16 protein-coding genes and 1 tRNA gene are annotated in these 18908 nt (G+C 70.3%); 10 read left to right on the forward strand and 7 right to left on the reverse strand.

Translation table 11 applies throughout. The annotated features are described in order from the left end of the window. Positions 1-100: 100 nt before the first annotated feature. Together O7542_RS22760 and O7542_RS22765 are read left to right on the forward strand one after the other, a co-directional pair. Positions 101-1948, forward strand: coding sequence for a 2-oxoacid:acceptor oxidoreductase subunit alpha (locus tag O7542_RS22760; protein ID WP_113972096.1), 1848 nt, complete (start codon positions 101-103; stop codon positions 1946-1948). After that, positions 1941-2975, forward strand: coding sequence for a 2-oxoacid:ferredoxin oxidoreductase subunit beta (locus O7542_RS22765; protein ID WP_043326944.1), 1035 nt, complete (start codon positions 1941-1943; stop codon positions 2973-2975). Before O7542_RS22760 ends, O7542_RS22765 begins: the two co-directional genes overlap by 8 nt. A gap of 80 nt (positions 2976-3055) precedes the next feature. Here O7542_RS22765 and O7542_RS22770 read toward each other — a convergent pair whose 3' ends face one another. Next, entirely contained in the window at positions 3056-3703 is a 648-nt protein-coding gene (locus O7542_RS22770; protein ID WP_104115126.1) for an NAD(P)H-dependent oxidoreductase, read from the reverse strand. An 86-nt stretch (positions 3704-3789) separates the two neighbouring features. Between O7542_RS22770 and O7542_RS22775 the strand changes: the two genes are divergently transcribed. Beyond that, positions 3790-4272, forward strand: coding sequence for a MarR family winged helix-turn-helix transcriptional regulator (locus O7542_RS22775; RefSeq protein ID WP_174536704.1), 483 nt, complete (start codon positions 3790-3792; stop codon positions 4270-4272). A gap of 24 nt (positions 4273-4296) precedes the next feature. Here the strand turns inward: O7542_RS22775 and O7542_RS22780 are convergent, their stop codons facing one another. After that, positions 4297-5310 (reverse strand): potassium channel family protein, encoded by a 1014-nt coding sequence (locus O7542_RS22780; RefSeq protein ID WP_043326951.1) that lies wholly within the window; start codon positions 5308-5310, stop codon positions 4297-4299. A 156-nt stretch (positions 5311-5466) separates the two neighbouring features. Between O7542_RS22780 and O7542_RS22785 the strand changes: the two genes are divergently transcribed. Both O7542_RS22785 and O7542_RS22790 read left to right on the forward strand, forming a co-directional pair. Beyond that, entirely contained in the window at positions 5467-6108 is a 642-nt protein-coding gene (locus O7542_RS22785) for a helix-turn-helix transcriptional regulator (RefSeq protein WP_043330676.1), read from the forward strand. Between the two features lie 126 nt (positions 6109-6234). Then, a complete protein-coding gene (locus O7542_RS22790) occupies positions 6235-6825 on the forward strand; it encodes an ATP-dependent Clp protease proteolytic subunit (protein WP_274477310.1) in 591 nt (196 codons plus the stop codon). A 43-nt stretch (positions 6826-6868) separates the two neighbouring features. On the opposite strand, the gene O7542_RS22795 is transcribed toward O7542_RS22790, so the two are convergent. Then, positions 6869-8656, reverse strand: a complete 1788-nt coding sequence (locus tag O7542_RS22795; protein ID WP_281605180.1) for an adenylyl cyclase — start codon at positions 8654-8656, stop codon at positions 6869-6871. Positions 8657-8776: 120 nt separating this feature from the next. Continuing rightward, positions 8777-9553 carry an HAD-IIB family hydrolase gene (locus tag O7542_RS22800; RefSeq protein ID WP_104115129.1) on the reverse strand — a complete coding sequence of 259 codons (777 nt, stop codon included), beginning with the start codon at positions 9551-9553 and terminating at the stop codon, positions 8777-8779. Between the two features lie 215 nt (positions 9554-9768). Between O7542_RS22800 and O7542_RS22805 the strand changes: the two genes are divergently transcribed. From O7542_RS22805 to O7542_RS22815, 3 genes are all read left to right on the forward strand, one after another. Continuing rightward, positions 9769-10530, forward strand: coding sequence for a class I SAM-dependent methyltransferase (locus O7542_RS22805; protein ID WP_281605181.1), 762 nt, complete (start codon positions 9769-9771; stop codon positions 10528-10530). A gap of 71 nt (positions 10531-10601) precedes the next feature. Beyond that, entirely contained in the window at positions 10602-11684 is a 1083-nt protein-coding gene (locus O7542_RS22810; RefSeq protein WP_166455786.1) for a family 43 glycosylhydrolase, read from the forward strand. A 288-nt stretch (positions 11685-11972) separates the two neighbouring features. Then, positions 11973-12146, forward strand: a complete 174-nt coding sequence (locus O7542_RS22815; protein ID WP_013283846.1) for a hypothetical protein — start codon at positions 11973-11975, stop codon at positions 12144-12146. A 108-nt stretch (positions 12147-12254) separates the two neighbouring features. Here O7542_RS22815 and O7542_RS22820 read toward each other — a convergent pair whose 3' ends face one another. Next, a complete protein-coding gene (locus O7542_RS22820) occupies positions 12255-12731 on the reverse strand; it encodes a hypothetical protein (protein WP_043326959.1) in 477 nt (158 codons plus the stop codon). 686 nt (positions 12732-13417) lie between these two features. Here O7542_RS22820 and O7542_RS22825 point away from each other — a divergent pair. Next, positions 13418-13990: an Ltp family lipoprotein gene (locus O7542_RS22825; RefSeq protein ID WP_198033303.1), complete on the forward strand. Its 573-nt coding sequence runs from the start codon at positions 13418-13420 to the stop codon at positions 13988-13990. 374 nt (positions 13991-14364) lie between these two features. Here the strand turns inward: O7542_RS22825 and O7542_RS22830 are convergent. Continuing rightward, positions 14365-14440: transfer RNA gene (locus tag O7542_RS22830), tRNA-Arg, on the reverse strand. A 75-nt stretch (positions 14441-14515) separates the two neighbouring features. Between O7542_RS22830 and O7542_RS22835 the strand changes: the two genes are divergently transcribed. After that, a complete protein-coding gene (locus tag O7542_RS22835; RefSeq protein WP_147265123.1) occupies positions 14516-14992 on the forward strand; it encodes a hypothetical protein in 477 nt (158 codons plus the stop codon). A 422-nt stretch (positions 14993-15414) separates the two neighbouring features. On the opposite strand, the gene O7542_RS22840 is transcribed toward O7542_RS22835, so the two are convergent. Then, positions 15415-18858 (reverse strand): M28 family peptidase, encoded by a 3444-nt coding sequence (locus O7542_RS22840; RefSeq protein ID WP_281606497.1) that lies wholly within the window; start codon positions 18856-18858, stop codon positions 15415-15417. Positions 18859-18908 lie beyond the last annotated feature (50 nt).

Raw genomic sequence — 18908 nt, forward strand, 5'->3', positions numbered from 1 at the left:
GACCAAGGTGGCCCTAACGTGGCGACGTAGGCTCTGACGTGAGAATCGGAGCGGGCCGGGCCGGCAGGGGCGACGGCGCTCAGCGAAGCGAGGTGCGGGTGTGACCAAGCAGATCCGTCAACTGGACCGGGTGGTCATCCGGTTCGCCGGGGACTCCGGCGACGGCATGCAGCTCACCGGCGACCGGTTCACGTCGGAGACGGCGCAGCTGGGCAACGACATCTCCACGTTGCCCAACTTCCCGGCCGAGATCCGCGCCCCCGCCGGCACCCTCCCCGGCGTCTCCAGCTTCCAGGTGCACTTCGCCGACTACGACATCCTGACCCCGGGTGACGCGCCGAACGTGCTGGTGGCGATGAACCCGGCCGCGCTCAAGGCCAACCTGGCCGACCTGCCGCGCGGGGCGGACATCATCGTCAACACCGACGAGTTCACCCGGCGCAACCTGGCGAAGGTCGGCTACGCGACCAGCCCGCTGGACGACGACTCGCTCGACGGGTACGCGGTGCACCCGGTGGCGCTCACCTCGATGACGATCGGCGCGCTGGCCGAGCACGACGTCTCCAAGAAGGACGCCGAGCGCGCCAAGAACATGTTCGCGCTCGGGCTGCTGAGCTGGATGTACTCCCGCCCGTACGAGTCCACGCTGCGCTTCCTGGAGCGCAAGTTCGCGGCCCGCCCCGAGCTGGTGGCGGCGAACGTGGCCGCGTTCCGGGCCGGCTGGAACTTCGGCGAGACCACCGAGGACTTCTCCGTCCGGTACGAGGTCAAGCCGGCCAAGATGCTGCCCGGCACCTACCGGAACATCACCGGCAACGCGGCGCTGTCGCTGGGCCTGGTGGCCGCCGGGGTGCGCTCCGGGCTGCCGGTGTTCCTCGGCGCGTACCCGATCACGCCGGCCTCGGACATCCTGCACGAGCTGAGCAAGCACAAGAAGTTCGGCGTGGTCACCATGCAGGCCGAGGACGAGATCGCCGCGGTCGGTGCGGCGCTCGGCGCGTCGTACGGCGGCTCGCTCGGCGTCACCACGACGAGCGGTCCCGGTGTGGCGCTGAAGAGCGAGACGATCTCCCTCGCGGTGGCGCTGGAACTGCCGCTGGTCATCGTCGACGTGCAGCGGGCCGGACCGTCCACCGGCATGCCGACCAAGACCGAGCAGGCCGACCTGAACATGGCCCTGTACGGCCGGCACGGCGAGGCCCCGGTCGCGGTGATCGCGCCGAAGTCGCCGTCGGACTGCTTCCACGCGGCGCTGGAGGCGGCCCGGATCGCGCTGACCTACCGCACGCCGGTGATCCTGCTGTCGGACAACTACGTCGCCAACGGCTCCGAGCCGTGGCTGCTGCCGGACGTCGAGTCGCTGCCCGACCTGCGGGTCGAGTTCGCCACGAAGCCCAACGGCGAGGACGGCACCACCTTCCTGCCGTACCTGCGCGACCCGCAGACGCTGGCCCGCCCGTGGGCGGTGCCCGGCACGGCCGGTCTGGAGCACCGGATCGGCGGCCTGGAGAAGGCCGACAAGACCGGCGACATCTCGTACGACCCGGCCAACCACGACTTCATGGTGCGGACCCGCGCGGCCCGGATCGAGACCATCCCGGTGCCGGCCGTCGAGGTGGAGGACCCGGACGGCGACGCCCGGGTGCTGGTGCTGGGCTGGGGCTCCACGTACGGCCCGATCGGCGCGGCCTGCCGTGGCCTGCGCCAGCGCGGGCACTCGGTGGCCCAGGCGCACCTGCGGCACCTGGCCCCGATGCCGGCCAACCTCGGTGAGGTGCTGGCCCGGTACGACAAGGTGGTCGTGCCGGAGATGAACCTCGGCCAGCTCGCCCACGTGATCCGGGCGAAGTACCTGGTCGACGCGATCGGCTACAACCAGGTCCGCGGTCTGCCGTTCACCGCCGCCGAGCTGGAGACGATGCTGGAAGAGGTCCTGAAGAATGTCTGAGCCCGTCGCCCTCAAGCTCACCGCCAAGGACTTCAAGTCCGACCAGGAGGTGCGCTGGTGCCCCGGCTGCGGCGACTACGCCATCCTGGCGGCCGTGCAGGGCTTCATGCCGGAGCTGAACATCCCCCGGGAGAACATCGTCTTCGTCTCGGGCATCGGCTGCTCGTCGCGCTTCCCGTACTACATGAACACGTACGGGATGCACTCGATCCACGGGCGCGCCCCGGCGATCGCCACCGGCCTGTCGGTGTCCCGGCCGGACCTGTCGGTCTGGGTGGTCACCGGTGACGGCGACGCGCTCTCCATCGGCGGCAACCACCTGATCCACGCGCTGCGCCGCAACGTCAACCTGAAGATCCTGCTGTTCAACAACCGGATCTACGGGTTGACCAAGGGCCAGTACTCGCCGACTTCCGAGGTCGGCAAGATCACCAAGTCGACGCCGGTCGGTTCGGCGGACGCGCCGTTCAACCCGCTGTCGCTGGCGCTCGGCGCCGAGGCCACGTTCGTGGCCCGGACGATCGACTCGGACCGCAAGCACCTCCAGTCGGTGCTGCGGGCCGCCGCCCAGCACGAGGGCTCCGCGTTCGTGGAGATCTACCAGAACTGCAACATCTTCAACGACGGCGCGTTCGACACGCTGAAGGAGCCGGCCACCCGGGACGACTTCCTGATCCGGCTGGAGCACGGGCAGCCGATCACGTTCGGCAAGGACGGGCAGTTCTGCGTCGTCCACCCGCCGGGCGGCTTCGGCCTGGAGGTCCGGGAGACCGCGAACACGCCGGCCGAGGAGATCGTGGTGCACGACGCGGGCGTGGCCGACCCGGCGTACGCGTTCGCGCTGTCCCGGCTGCCCGGCCTGGATCTGAGCAACACCCCGATCGGCGTGTTCCGGTCGGTGGGCCGCCCCTCCTACGACAGCGTGGTGCAGGAGCAGGTCGCGGCCGCCAAGGCGAGCGTGGACAAGACCCCGGAGCAGCAGCTCGCCGCGCTGCTCGGCAGCGGCGACACTTGGACGATCCTCTGATCCGCCGCTGACGCGTCACGCGAGAGGGCGGGCCGTTCCCCCGTGGAGCGGCCCGCCCTCTCGCGTGTGACGCAGCCCGGTCAGGCGGCCGCCGAGGCGGGCACCCACAGGTCGTCGACGGCCCGCTCGGCCGCGGCGAGGCTCTGCTCGAACAGCGGGATCAGCTCGGCCATCGCCGGGTTGACCGGGGCCAGGGTCAGCTCGGCGCAGATGAACCGCGGCTCCAGGCCGGTCAGGGACAGGCCGTGCGGCAGCCACGGCTCGGCGTGGTCCCAGCCCTCGCGCGGGGTGCCCGGGCCGTACCCGCCGCCGCGGCTGACCAGGACGACGAACTGGCGGTCGCCGAGCAGCCCGGCGTTCGTCACCGGGTCGTAGGCGATGCCGGGGGCGATCAGGTGGTCGACCCAGGACTTCACGCTGCTGGGCGCGCCGTAGTTGTAGAGCGGGAGCCCGAGCAGGACCGTGTCGGCCTGCTTCACCTCGGCCACGACCTCCTCGGTCAGCCGCCAGGACGCCGCCTGATCGGGGGTGTGCTGATCCGGTGGCACCATGCGCGCGAGGCCGCTCGCGGTGTTCAGGTGCGGCAGCGGGTTCTGTCCCAGGTCCCGGTAGGTGACGGTGCCGTCCGGGTGGGCGGCGCGCCAGGCGGCGGCCGCGCGGGCGGTGAGCCGCCGGCTGATCGACCGCTCCCCGGTGATGCTGGAGTCGATGTGCAGCAGGTGTGCCATTGGTGATTCCTCCTCCGACGATCGTTCGTGTAGAACCAACTATTTATAGCAGGTCGATGTTCCTCGGAGCGCGTAAACTGGGTCACATGTCCGCCGCACCGGTCGAGGAGTCCGAGCGCCGCTCCGGGCCCCTGCTCGACCACCTGGCCCGGCGGATGCGGCTGCGCTCGGAGTCGGTGCTGGCCCCACTGGGCCTGCGCCCCCGCCACCTGGTGGCGCTCACCGTGCTGCGCGACTCCGGCGGCATCAGCCAGCAGGCGCTCGCCGGCACGCTCCAGCTCGACAGCACGAACGTGGTCGGGCTGCTCAACGACCTGGAGGCGGACGGCCTGGCCGAGCGCCGCCGCTCCCCGGAGGACCGCCGCCGGCACGAGGTACGCCTCACCGAGGCGGGCACGAAGCGACTGCGCGAGGCCGAGTGCGCGCTCGCCGGAGCCGAGGAGGAAGTTCTCGGCGCGCTGGCGCCCGGCGAGCGGGACCTGCTCTACGACCTGCTGCGACGGGCCACCCAGGGCCGGTCGTCGACCTGCGGCGAAGTGATGGCGGAGGGCGGCCCGGGCGCCTGCTGACCGCCGGCGCTCAGCGGAACCGGGTCAGAGCGCCGTGGTGGCCTGCGGCCGGTCGTCGCGGACGTGGACCAGCATGTCGCCGGTCTCGATCACCGCTCCGGCACGGTCGTTGAGCGTAACCACCTTGCCCCGGCGGACCAGCGCGATGACCAGCGACTCCAGCTCACGCGGAGAACGGCCCACCTCGTCGCGCTCGGCCGACCGCATCGCCAGCGCCATGCCCTGCCCCGGGGTGAGCAGGTCCTCCACCACGTCGATCAGGGGCGGGGCCGAGGTGGACAGGCCGAGCAGCCGCCCGGCCGTGGCCGACGAGACGATCACGTGGTGCGCGCCGCTCTGCTTGAGCAGCGGCGCGTTCTCCGCCTCGCGTACCGCCGCGATGATCCGCACCTGACCGGCGGTGAGCTGCCGGACCGTGAGCGCCACCAGCACCGAGGCGTCGTCGCTGTCGGTCGCGATGATGACCGACTTCGCGGTACGCACGTGCGCCTGCTCCAGCACCGACGAGCGGGTCGCCGAGCCCTCGATCGTCACCAGGCCGTTCGAGGTGGCCTGCCGAAGCGCTGGGCCACTGCGCTCGACCACCACGATCTTGGACTTGTCCGTGCCGTTCTCCAGCAGGGCGGAGACCGCGCTGCGGCCCTTGGTGCCGTAGCCGCAGATGATGACGTGGTCCTTCACGGTTCTCCTCCACCGCGACAGGCGACGCCCGGTGCGGTACTGCTCGGTCAGGACTTCCAGGGTGGTGCCGACCAGGATGATCAGGAAGAGCACCCGGGCGGGGGTGACGAACAGGACGTTCGCCAGTCGCGCCGACGAGCTGACCGGCGTGATGTCGCCGTACCCGGTGGTGGAGAGCGAGACCACCACGTAGTAGAAGCAGTCGAGCAGGCTCAGGCCGCTGTCGTCGACGTCGCGGTAGCCGTCGCGGTCGAGCCACACCACGAACACCGTGGCGAAGACCAGGCCGAGAGCGGCGAGCAGGCGCAGGCTCAGCGCGCTCAGCGGCCCTCGCCGCTGCGCGGGAAAATGGATCACCGTCGGTCCTGCTCCGCCACCTGCACGCCCACAAGATAACGGGTACGCGGGGACGCGGCCCGCCGGGTGACGATCGGAACCCGTCGGGGCCGCTGCCGGAGGCGTGGAGAGGGCATGATGGGTAAGTCCGGGGCGCCCGACCGCGAGGAGGCCGGTATGTCGTTGCTGCGACGGGTGATCGGTGGGGTGCTCCGGCGCATCCGCCTGCGCCAGGGCCGCACGCTGCGCGAGGTGGCCCAGGCCGCCGGCGTCTCCCTGCCCTACCTCTCCGAGGTCGAGCGCGGACGCAAGGAGGCCTCCTCCGAGGTGCTCGCCGCGATCTGCCGGGCGCTCGGGATCCACCTCGCCGACCTGCTCGAAGAAGCCCGTGACGAGCTGCGCCGCGAGCGGCCGACGCCGGTCGTCCCCGGAGTCTCGGCGGCCCGGTTCGACCGGGTGCCGGTCGCCCGCACCGGGCCGCAGCTGCGGGTCGGCCCGCCCCGGCTGTCCGTCACGCGCCGTCCGGCCGTGTCGTCCCGGCCGCCCGTGTCCCGCCGGCCCGCCGTCTCGCTCCGGCCGCACGTCGCCCGTCGGCCGGTCACCGCCACGCCGCTGCTCGGCGGCACGCTGCGGCCCCTGGGCCCCGGGCCGGCGCCGCTCGGCGCGCCCCTCGGCGCCGCCACGCCGATCGGGTTCGGTGGCGGCATCCGGATCTGGCCGGCCCCCTCCGCCCCGACCGCCCGCCCCCGTCCGCGTACCTCCGTCACGCTGGCCCGGCGGCGGGCCCGCGCGGGCCGGCGGCGGCCGGTCGCCGCGTAGCTTCTGCCGAGGGCGGATCTGCCCCGGGCAGAAAGCCTGGGCCGCGACCGTGCGCCCGGCGGACGCTGGAGACCGCCGGGTTCCCGGGCGGTCCACCGTCCACCGGCGGTACGGAGGTGCGCGGTGATGGGTGGCATCTGGATGCTCGACGATCGGCAGGCGGTGTTCGACGACCGGGTCTTCGAGCGGCTGCTGAAGGAACGGATCATCTTCCTCGGCACCGAGGTCACCGAGGCGTCGGCGAATCAGATCTGCGCGCAGATCCTGCTCCTCGCGGCCGAGGACCCGGAGCGCGACATCTTCCTCTACATCAACTCGCCCGGCGGCTCGGTGAGCGCCGGCATGGCCATCTACGACACCATGCGGTACGTCAAGAACGACGTCGCGACGCTGGCGCTCGGGATCGCCGGCTCGATGGGGCAGTTCCTGCTCTGCGCCGGGACGGCCGGCAAGCGGTTCGCGCTGCCGCACACCCGGATCCTGATGCACCAGCCCTCCGGCGGGATGGGCGGCACGGCCTCCGACATCACCATCCAGGCCGAGAACATGCTGCACGTGAAGCGGACCATGCAGGAGCTCATCGCGCGGCACAGCGGGCGCACGCTGGAGCAGATCCAGCGCGACTGGGACCGGGACCGCTGGTTCACCGCCGAGGAGGCCCGCGAGTACGGCCTGATCGACCAGGTGCTCTCCCGCGTCGACCAGCTCGCCGGGTGAGCCGGGCGGCCCGGCCGGATCACCGGCCGGGCCGCCGCTGACGTCACGGGTAGCTGACCACGGTGCTGGTGCCGTACGAGCCGACGACCGGGGTGCCGACGTCGTTTATCGTGCGCTCGATCCCGCCGCTGCCGTCGAGGAACACGGTGATCGCGTCGTGGAACCGCACCCCGGCCCGGCGCGGCGCCTCGATCCCCCTGTCACAGCGGATGTCCACGCCCTGGTTGAAGTACGAGTAGACGCCCAGTCCCCACGCCTCGTGCGTGCGGACGTGGTCGGCCACCTTGTACGAGGCCCAGCCGTTGCCGGTCGGGCTGCGCCAGGCCGCCTGGCTCGGCGGGTCGTAGGGCAGCTCGCTCTGGTAGAACACGGTCCGGCCGCGCTCGCCGTTCCAGATGGTCTGCCAGCGCTGGTAGTGCTCGACGAAGAGCCCGTACGCGGTCACGTCGTCGCCGTTGACGATCACGCCGGTGGCGGCGGTGTTCACGGTCCAGCCGATCGTCCCGGCCCGGCCGTGGTCGCCGCGCCAGGCCCAGATGTTGTCGATCAGCGTGTGCCGGCTGTGCACCACCAGGCTGGTCACCGCCCGCCCGGCGTACGGGCCGCCGATGCGGAAGAAGACGTCCTGCAGCGAGATCGGGTTCGTGGCGTGCGACCGGTGGCAGTGCCGCGTACCGACCTCGACCAGCACCGGCGACTCGACCGGCCCGGCGTCCACCAGCACCCCGGCGATGCGGACCCCGTCCACGTCCTCGATCCGCAGCGCCGCGTCCCCGCGGTCCGGCACCAGGCTCGGCATGCCGAGGCCGAGCACGACGGTGTCCGGACGGCGTACCCGCAGGGCCCGGTCCAGGTGGTAGACGCCGGGGGTGAGCAGCAGGTGCCGGCCCCGGGCCAGTTCCGCGTTGATCCGCTTCGCCGAGTCGGTGGGCCGGGCCAGGAAGAACGCGGACAGCGGCAGCGACGGCACCGGCGCGCCGCCGGTGGCCCAGGTGGTGCCGGCGGTGTTCCGGCGCAGACGCGGTACGGCGACCCGCCAGGCGCCCCGGGCGTCGACGAACAGGTACGGCTTCTCCCGGGTTACCGGGCTGGTCGGCAGCGTGGTGTACGGCGGGTCGGGGAAGCCCTGCGCGGGCGCGCCGATCACGCCGGAGAAGACCTGGTTCCACACGCCGTTGGTCCACTCGCCGCCGAGTTCGCTGTCGCGGGTGAGCCACTGCTGCTGGGAGCCGTTGATGGTGATGCCGTCCACCTTGGAGTCGGCGATGTAGCCGCCGCTGGAGTAGCCGCCGTTGCCGGGTTCCAGCCACAGCACACCCTTGACGTGCACCCGGCGCATCGGCGACGCCTGGGAGACGGCCCATTGGTTCGACCAGTCGGTCGGGGTGACCGCGAGGTTCTCCGCCGAGCGCCAGAAGTTGGTGAGCGCGGAGATGCCGGCGGGCGAGTTCGGGTCGGGCTGCCCGACCACCCGGACCGCGCCGTGGATCTCCACGTCGTCCGGGTGGGTGCCGAGACCGGCGACTGTCGTGTAGTAACCGAGCCGGGCGTCCACCTCGTAGCGGCCGGGCTTGAACAGCACGGCGTACCTGTCGAAGCCCATCTCGTTGCGTTCCTGGGCGGTGAACAACCGGTCCAGCGTGGACTGGATCTCCTCGACCGGCGTGCCGGGGTCGTACACGAAGACGTTCGGGCCGAAGTCGGGCTCGCGTGCCGGGCGCGCGGCCGGGGACGCGGCGGCGGCGCCGGCCGGGAGGCCGAGGGCGGTGAGCGAGGCCGCGGAGGCGGTGAGCGTGAGGAAACGGCGGCGGGAGGGGTCGGGTGATCGCATCTGCCTGCCTGTTCGGTGATGGGACGGGAGAGCGCTCTCTCGGCTGTTCCTACCTCATCACCGTCGATACCGCCAGAGCCCACCGGTTCCGGAACCGGTGGGCTCTGCGTCGTACGTCGGTCAGGCGCGCCCGGCGCGCTGCTTCACCAGGTCGTCGACGAGCCGCTCCACGTAGTCGGCGGTGTCCTCCCACCGGGTGACCGCGTGGCAGCGGATGTCCATGGCCTTGACCGGGTAGTCGTTGCCGCCCACGTCCAGCCGGTCCCCCACGAACAGCACGTTGTCGATGGTCAGGTCCAGGTGCTCCAGCAGCTTCCGCATGCCGTACGCCTTGTCCACACCCTTGCGGGTGACGTCGATCGAGGTCGAGCCGCCGCCACGGACCTCCAGGTCGGGCAGCTTCGCCGCGACCGCGTCCCGCAGCCGCCGCTTCTTGTCGCCGTCCGGGTCCCAGCCGTACTTCTCCGCCGGCGGCGCGGACTGACCCAGCGCGGAGAACGTGATCTGACTGCCCCGGTCCTCGATGATGTCGCCCCAGGTCTTCGCCTCCCACAGACCCAGCGCCTGCGCCGACTCGGTCAGCGCGGCAACGACACGTGCCTTGTCGGCCTCGCTCAGATCCTCGGCGTAGACCTGCCGCCAGTCCCCGTCGGACCAGCGGTAGTACCGGGTACCGCAGGTGGGCATCAGGTGCAGCCGCTCGCGCTGCTGCTCGGTGAGGTCGAGGTGGGCCAGCACCTGCGACTGGAACTGCTCGAACCGACCACCGGAGATGATGAGTACGTCCACCTCGGTGAGCAGGTGGCCGAGCAGCTCCGCCATCCGACGATCGATCTGGGACTTGGAAATCGCCAGGGTGTCGTCCAGGTCGAACGCCACCACTCGAAGATCGTTCACGAATACCTCATGTCGTCGCGGACAGGCCAGAACTAGCAGGGTACCGACGCACCCTGGCGCCGACCTGGAGGGCCCGGACCGGAGGGCTCACCAGACCACGCGGCCCTCATGACGGAGCGTAACAGCGGCTCCGCAGCGGGTTCGGGCCTTCCGGAACCGGGCTCGACGGTGAAATGCGGTCGACAGCGTCCGGCGCCGATCGCCATGGTGAGCGGATGCGCCAGGACGAGATCTGGAACGCCGAGACCGCCGAGCGGTACGACACACCGGGCACGGGGATGTTCGCGCCGGAGGTGCTCGACCCGGCCGTGGACCGGCTCGCCGCGCTCGCCGGCGACGGGCCGGTGCTGGAGTTCGCCATCGGCACGGGCCGGGTGGCAGTCCCCCTGGCCGGACGCGGCGTGCGGGTCAGCGGCATCGAACTCTCCGTACCGATGGTGGAGCGACTGCGGACGAAGGCCGATGCGGCGACGATCCCGGTGGTGATCGGCGACATGGCCACCGCCACCTCACCCGGGGAGTACAGCCTGGTCTACCTCGTCTACAACACCATCTCCAACCTGCTCGAACAGGCCGAACAGGTGGCGTGCTTCCGCAACGCCGCCCGCCACCTCAAGCCCGGCGGCCGGTTCGTGATCGAGCTGGAGGTGCCGCAACTGCGCGTACTGCCGCCCGGGCAGCGGGCGGCGGTCTTCGCGAGCGAGCCCGGATACGTCGGCGTGGACACCTACGACGTGCTGCGGCAACACCTCGTCTCGCACCACTTCGAGTTCGGCGACGGTCGCGAGGCGCGTGTCTTCCGCAGCCCGCACCGCTACGTCTGGCCGTCCGAGCTGGACCTGATGGGCGAGCTGGCCGGCTTCACGCTGGAGCACCGGTACGCGGACTGGTCCGGCGCGGAGTTCACCGCCGAATCGCGCTCCCACGTGTCGATCTACCGGCTCCCGGCCCGACCCACGCACCTCGCGTCGCATTGATTCATTGACTTCGATTACCCACCGTCGATAGCCTCGCGTCGACAATTATCTTCATCGATGGAGGCTGAGCGGTGAGATTCCTACGACTGCGCGAGGCGCTCGTCGCCCTCGTGGCGACCGCCCTGGTGACCGCCACGGCGGCAACGCCCGCCGCGGCCGCGCCCGGCAGCGACCTGTCCACGCTGGCGAGTTCGTCCACCTTCCCGCTGGCCGATCCGGACACGCTGCTGGCGAAGGACGGCTCCTACGTCACCTACGGCACCACAGTCGGCGCCGGCACCGGCGCGCGCTGCGGCGCGACCGGCAGACTGTACGTACCCGTCCTCGTCCACGGCTCCGGCAGCAGCGTCGGCATGGCCGACTGCGCCTCGCACGACGCGCTGCCGTCCGGCCCGGGCGCCTGGGCCGAGCCCGGCGGCGCGGTCTGGGCACCCGGCGTCGCCCGCTTCGGCAACCGGTTCTTCATGTTCTACACCGCCTCCCGCAAGGGCTCCGGCCAGAAGTGCATCGGACGGGCCGTCTCCGACAGCGCCCGCGGCCCCTTCCAGAACCAGGGCGAGTGGGCGTGCCCGGACGCCGGGCGGTGGGCACTCGATGCGAACCCCTTCGTGGCCGGCGGGAACCTGTACGTGACCTACCGGGACGACGCCATCGCCTCCGGCGCCGAGACCGGCATCTCCACGGTCCGCACCGACAGTGAGGGCCGCGCGATCTGGGACACCCGCCGGGACATGCTCAAGAGCACCGACATCACCTGGGACACCGCCAAGATCAGCGGCGGTACGCACGTGGTCGAGAACCCGGCGATGTGGAAGGCCGCCGACGGCGACTGGTACCTGATGCACTCGGGCAACAACTGGGACAGCGCGCGCTACTCCACCGGCATCGCCCGCTGCGGCGCGACTCCCCTGCCCGGCTCCCGCTGCACCCCCATCCGCGAAGGCGTGTCCCGGCCCTTCTTCGGCTACACCGGCAGCGCCGGACTCAACCCGATCCGCGGCCTGCCCGGCAACCACCAGGGCCCCGGCGGGATGGACGTCTTCGACGCCGCCGATGGCACCGCGCGCGTCGTGTGGCACTGGTGGAACGGCTCCACCCGCTTCCCGATGACCGGCGTCCTGACCCGCCCCTCCACCGGCTTCCTCGTCTCGTAGTCGGCGCGCTTGCCGACACGACTGCTCACCGTAAGCTTCGGGATGGTCACTTTCGGTAGAACTCGTTCACGGAAAATTGCATTTGGCAAGAGGTGGCACCGAAATTTTCTCGATGCGATGCATCTGCTTGTCAGGTACCCGACAGTGAATTGCCCGCTCTTGTGCTAGCTGTCCGGCGAGAGGATGCTCGAACCGTCGAACGGCACTGCGTCGCCTCACACGGAGGGCGGCGCCCGGCTGCCACCGGACGCCGCATTCGACTCCACCGCTGCAACGGAAGGAGTCACGTTGACTGTAATCCCTCACGGGTCAGACTTCGAGACACCAGAGGACGAGGACGAAACCGTTGCCGAGCCGACCGACCGGCACCGGCTCATCCTGGCGTACATCAAGACGCTCAGTCCGATCATCGCCGCCGTCGTCGCCTGCATCGGGACGCTGGTGGCAGCGCTGGTCCGCTGACCCGCCGGCCCCGCGCTCCGGCTCCGGCCGGACGCGGGGCCGTCCGCGTCACCGCCTCGTCGCCGGTTCGTCGTCCAATGTCGCCGGCGCGCCGCGTCGCGGCCACTGTCACCGGCGGGCTGCGTCGCCGTCCGGCAGCCGCCGGGACCTGACCTCCGCCAGGATCAGGACCGCCAGGAGCACCACGAACAGCCCTGCCGACCCGGCCACCAGGGGATTGACGTAACCGGGCACCAGGTCGGGGCCGCACGTGGTGTCGCGCAGCGGCCACATGCTCGACGACCCGTCAGCCGACGCGCCGATGCGGTGGCTGTAGCCTTCCGGCCGCCGCAGCATGCAAGCGTCATCGGGATCCAGGATCCCGAAGGTCGTCGCCGCCAACCCGCGACCGTAAGCGGCGGCCCCGGTGAACGCCGCACCGGCGGCCAGGAACCATCCCGCCCGCCTCAGCGCCCATGCCCTGCCCCGGAGGTGCGGGTCGCGACGGAGCGCCAACAGTGCGACCACCACGAACACGAGGGCAGCGGCCGCGAACACCGGCCAGGCCAGAGCGAGCAGCACAAGTGCGAAGAAGACGAGAAACATCGACGTGCAACCTACCGCTCCAGGCGTCGTCGTACCGGCCCCGATCACCTCGCCGGATGGTCAGCATGCGCAACTCTTGTCGCCGGGCTCGGACTTGACCGTGTGCGCATCGGCTATCTGGCCGCCCACCTCACCTGGCACCTCGCGACGGGCACTGTCACCTTGCTCGTTTGTGGCCCGGGAGAGTCGCCTACTCGCCGCTGGAACCCCGGGTGAGCACGTGAGCCGGGACGGCCGAACAGAGCGTGCCCCGCCGCCCCGGCCATGATCAGAACCGCGACGAACGGTCGGGAAATGAGTGAATGCAGGCACCGCCGGCAGGGTTTTCACCCGCTTCCGCACTGACCGGCAACGATTCCGAGACGGAGCCCCTTCGCGCGTCCTCTACACGGGTGGACGCTGCCGTCCCGTCGGGAACGAAGTGACGTACGGCAATCGCAACCGCACGTCCCGCGCCGGCCAACTCATGCAGCAGAACGCGTCAGCGGTCGGACGACATTCCACCAGCAACGGCTGAGGAGATCATCGGCTGAAGCGGGGATGGTTATAGATGGCCCGGCTGAGCAGACTCGCCGTATACGCGGTTACGCACAGTCTCCCGAAGGGTCCCATCAGTGAGCTACAGCGCTCCGCCGCCCCCCGGTTACCCAGCTACGCATTTGCAGCAGCCTCCGAAGAAGCGCCCCGTGCGGCTCATCATCGCAGCGGCCGTCGGCGGTGTCTTGGTGCTCTGCTGCGGCGGAGTGACCATCGCTGCGGCAGTCGGCGGTGGCGACTCACCCCCCGCAAGGAGCGCCGCCGCGGAGGCGACCGCTGCCGCGTCCGTCCCGGCAGAAAGCCCTACAGCAGCACCGTCGGTGGAGATCACCACCGCAGCACCCACTACCCCAACACCCACCACCGCAGCTCCTACGACAACAACACCGAAGCCGAAGCCGAAGGCCACCACCAAGGCGCCGACCGAGCCGAAGGTGTCCGTAGAGCAGGAGAACGCCATCAGGGCCGCCTCCGACTACCTGCAATATCAAGCGTTCTCCCGCTCCGGCCTGATCAAGCAGTTGGAGTTCGAGGGCTACCCGAGGAAGATCGCAACCCAGGCCGTGGATTCTCTGAAGGTTGACTACAAGAAACAGGCTGCCAAGATGGCGAAGGACTACCTCGACACCCAGCCGTTCTCTCGTTCGGGCCTGATCAAGCAGTTGGAATTCGAGGGGTACACGCACGCACAGGCCGTCTACGGTGTCGATCAGGTGATGTGAGAAGGGCATGCGGGTGCCTGTTGCGGCTTTGTCCATGGCGGGTGGCAGGCTCTGGCATGGCTCGCCGTGTCACCTACGGTCGACCGCAGACCATGTCAGTCGGTCGTAGGAGCGCCCCGCATCCGGCGCCTGCCTCGCGCCTCCGGCCAGTTCAAGGCCAGGTTCATCTAGTGGCGGCCGTTGGCGTCTGTGCGGAATTCGGGGTCAGCAAGGACGACCTGTTGCAGTTCTTCGAACGGGTCAGCGACGAGCGAGGGTGGCCGCTGCTGTCAGTCCCGCTCACACAACCGCGTTGCTGCAGCAGATCTCGGCGAGGCGATCGGGCACGCAAGCTCCGGAAGGCGGCACAGTGATCGTTGATCAAACACCTGACCTGGTGCCCCCGGCAGGATTCGAACCTGCGACACACGGTTTAGGAAACCGATGCTCTATCCCCTGAGCTACGAGGGCGCGAGTGCCCAGTCTAGCGGCCTGCCGGTTCACCCGGGGTGGCAGGGAGTGGCCCATCTGGGCCCGGTGACCGCGATGACCGTGACCACCACCCTCGTCGTGCAGGACCCCGTCGACGCCTACGAACTGTTCGCCCACGCCCGCACCACGCTCGGGCTGCCCCTGGACGGCCGATGGCACCTGGTCGACCACGGCCATGTCCACATGCTGCAGACTCTGCCCGGACAGGGCGCACCGGCCCTGGCTAGCGTGCACTTCTCCGTCGACGGCAGCCGGCACCCCGGCGAGCCCGACGCCGGGATCCCCGGCGGCTACGCCCTGCTCGCCTTCACCACCGACAGCGCTGACACCAACAGGACCCAGCGCCGGCACCGCGACCTCGCCGGCCAGACCGGCGCGTGGCTGACCCACCGACGGCTTCGCTGGACCTGGTCACACGCCGACGGGCCCTTCACGACCAACCACGCCGGCCCCATCCGCAGGGGCTTTAGTAACGATCTTGCGACCAGGGGCCAAATAGTTGATCTTTTTGGGGGTCTGCGCGGTCCCTGATCGCTGCCACGATGGTTGACCGCTGTGAGTCGATCTCCTCTGAGCATCGGCGAGCTGGTCGAGCACTGGACCCTTGTCCCTGCTGAGCTGGACCTGGTTGCGTCCAAGCATGGCGAGATACGGCCGGGTTCGCGCTGTTGCGGAGGTTCTACGACCGGTACGGCCGCTTCCCGCGAGGTTGGGCAGATCTGCGCCCGGAGGCGATGGACTTCGCCTCTCGCCAGGTCAAGGCGGAGCCGGGTTACTTGGCGTTCTACGGAGACCAGGGCCAGCGGATCCATCACACCCCCAATCGGCTAGATCAACCCGACAACGCACCCAGAATCCAATCCACGGATTCAGGCTAAGGTCCGGTCCGGCAGCGGAACAGGGGCGCAGGACCTGCGGCAGGGTGGGGCGAGCGCCCCACCCTGCCGTTGAACTCAGCCGATCTGCAGGGTCACGTCGTCCAGCACGAAGCTGGTCTGCAGGTAGGCGTCCTCGGTGCCGGTGAAGGTCAGCGTGACCGTCTGGCCGGCGTACGCGCCGAGGTTGACGGTGCGCTGCGTGTAGCCCGTGGCAGCGTTCATGTTGGACAGCGACGCCACGGTGGTGCCGTTGGCCTTGATCGTGAACACGTCGTAGGCGAGCGCCCCGTACTCGCTCGTGTCGATGTGCAGCCAGTAGGTCAGTACCGCACTGGTGCAGCCCGACGGGATGGTGACGGTCTGGCTGATGGCCTCGGTCGCGGTGTAGCCGTTTCCGCCGAGCCACGCGTACCGGGTGCCGCTGCGCGGCACCTGCCCGATAGAGGTGCCGATCACGCCGGTGGAGCCGGTCCACGGCGAGGTGCCGCTTTCGAACCCGCCGTTGAGGATCAGCTGGGCGGCGGTGCAGCCGCCCGGCCCGCCGGGCACGGTCAGCGTGTACGTGGTGCTGTGCGTCGCCGAACCCGAGCCGGTGATGGTGATGGTGTAGGTGCCGCCGGCCACCGACGAGCCGACCGAGATGGTGGCGGTCGACGAGCTGCCGGAGGTCACCGACGCCGGGCTGAACGAGACCGTCACGCCCGTGGGGGCGCCGCTGGCGGTCAGGTTCACCGTCTGGGCGCTGCCCGAGGTGGTGGCGGTGCCGACGGTGGTCGTGGTGCTGGACCCCGCGTTCACGGTGCCCGACGCGGGGCTGGCCGAGATCGAGAAGTCGTCGGTCGGGGTGGACGTGCCGACGGCCCGGTTCCACAGCGTGTAGGCGATGCCGTCGGCGGCCCGGTCCAGGCCGGTGGCGTTGATGTTGCTGGTGGTGTCGCACGACGAGTGGTAGCAGGAGTCGTACGCCTGACCGGCGGTGCCGCCCCACTTCGACGCCTGGGCCGAGGTCTTGGTGGCGCTGGCGCCCATGGCGTAGCCGGAGGTCGGGATGCCCGCGTTCTGGAACGAGTAGTCGTCGGAGCGACCCTGGCCCTCGACGTTCTCCTCCGGCTGCAGGCTGAGGCTGTCCCAGTACGCCTTCATCGGCTGCGACGCGGTCGAGCTGATGTTGTTGATGAAGTAGCCGCCGTTCTTCGACCCGATCATGTCGAAGTTGTAGTAGGCCTTGATCGCGGTCCGCTGGGTGCTGGTGAGGGAGTTGACGTAGAACTTCGAGCCGTTGAGGCCCTGCTCCTCGTCGGTCCACCAGCCGAAGCGGACCTTGTTCAGCATGGTCGGGTTCTGCGCGGCGAGCGCGAGGGCGACCTCGAGCAGCGCCGCCGAGCCGGAGCCGTTGTCGTTGATGCCGGGACCGGCCGAGACGCTGTCCAGGTGGGCGCCGAACATGTAGACGTTGCTGGCGTTGCCGCCGGGCCACTCGGCGATCAGGTTCGGGCCGGCGCCGCTGGTGCAGCCCGAGGTGCAGGGCTGCTCGGTGACGGTGAAGCCGGCGGTCTGCAGCTTGCCCTTGACGTAGGCCACCGACTGCAGGTAGCCCTGGCCGGTCGAGCGGCGGTTGCCGCCGTTGTTGGTGGCGATGGTGTTGAGCTGGGTCAGGTGCGCCTGCACGTTGGACACGCTGATGTCCGGGGCGGTGCCGCCGGGGGTGCCGCCGTTGACCGTCAGCGTGTACTGGGCCGTGTGGGTGACCGACCCGGTGCCGGTCACGGTGATGGTGTACGTGCCCGCAGCCGCACTGGACGTGGTCGCCACCGTCATCGTGGAGCTGTTGCCCGACGTCACCGACGTCGGGCTGAACGACACGGTGACCCCCGACGGGGCACCCGAGGAGGTCAGCGACACGGTCTGCGCGCTGCCGGAGACGGTCGCGGTGTTGACCGTCGCGGTGACCGAGGAGCCCGCGTTGACGCTGCCCGAGGTGGGGCTGACCGAGACGGAGAAGTCGGTGCTGGAACCGGTGCAGGTCGGGTCACCGGTCTGGGCCGGGACCGCGACCGCGTTCCACGCGTCCTTGGTCCGATTGAACAGGACGCACGAGGAGTCCAGGTTCTTCGCGGCGGTCAGGGTCGCGGTGCGGTACTTCTTGTGGGTCATGCCGGAGGTCTTCAGCAGCATGCCGCCGTAGAAGATCTTTCCGGCGGACTGGATGCCCACGCCGGTGACCGACGACGGGCCGCCCGAGCAGATGGGGCTGTTCGGCTTGCCGCCGCCCGGCGCGCTGCCCTCGGCGAGCAGGTAGAACCAGTGGTTGAGCGGACCTGCGGCCGCGTGTACCTCCGTGTTCGGGATCGACGAGGAGTAGCAGTTCGGGTGGCCGCCGACCAGCGACGGGTTGTACATGTTGCGGATCGGGCCGTCGCCGACGAGGTCGATCTCCTCACCGACCAGGTAGTCGGGTTCGTCGTAGGCGCTGGACTGGTTGGCGTATGCCTCGGTCAGGGCGCCGAAGATGTCGCCGGTGGCTTCGCCGAGGCCGGCCTCGGAGCTGGTGCCGCCGGGGGTGTTCTGGTCGAGGCCGTGGCCGAACTCGTGGCCCACCACGTCCATCGAGGAGATCCAGTTGCCCGCCTGGTTCTTGCCGATGGTGATCGTCGAGCCGTCCCAGTAGGCGTTCTGCTCGTTGAGGCCCACCTTGATGGGCCAGCTGCCGCCGTTGCCGTTGTGGCCGTTGCGGCCCAGCCAGCCCGACAGCATGTCCCATTCCTTCTGCGCCGAGTACAGGGCGTCGACGCAGCCGGTCTCCTTGCTGGTGCCCACGCCGTTGCCCCAGCTGTCGTCCGGGCCGGAGAAGACGGTGTTGGTGCTGTAGTCCTGGCAGTTCAGGCCGGAGCGGGTGGTGTCGCGCAGGTAGTACGTGCTGCCCGACTGCGACGTGGTGATCGTCAGCGGACTGGGCCCGTTCCACTTGCCGGTGCCGGAGCCCGCCGCGGCGTCCTCCTGCTTGGCCAGCACCTGGCCGGTGCGCGCGTCCACGAAGACGTGCAGGTGGCTGGGCGCCGAGGCGGTGCGTCCGGCGACGACGACCTCCCATGCGAGGCGGGCGGTGCTGTCCTTGACGTGCACCACCAGGGTGCGCGACTCGACCCGGTCGACCTTCGCGAGCAGGCTCTTGGCGGTCTGCTCGGCACGGTCGACGGCGACCGTCGGCACCACCGACACGTTGATCTTCGTCTTGGTGGCGGCCGAGATCGCCCGGATCGCGCCCTTGCCGTCGGCGAGCACGGCGGCGTCGCCGCCGACCACCGGCAGGCCCCGGTAGGTGCGTGTGTAGGCGATGGAGAACAGCCCGTCGACCCACGGGATCACCATGCGCCGGTCGTACTGCTCGAAGGGGCCTTTCGCCAGCGCGTCGTGACCGCCGTCGGCGGCCCGGTCGGCCGCGGAGATCGCCAGCGACAGCGGGCTCTGCGCAACCGTGGGTGTAGGGGGCGGGGTGGCTGCGGTCGACTGGGTGGCCACCCCGGTCACGGTGCCCAGGGTAAGCGCAACCGCGACAGCGGCCGCCATGG

The organism is Micromonospora sp. WMMC264, from assembly GCF_027497275.1.
Classification (GTDB): domain Bacteria; phylum Actinomycetota; class Actinomycetes; order Mycobacteriales; family Micromonosporaceae; genus Micromonospora; species Micromonospora chalcea.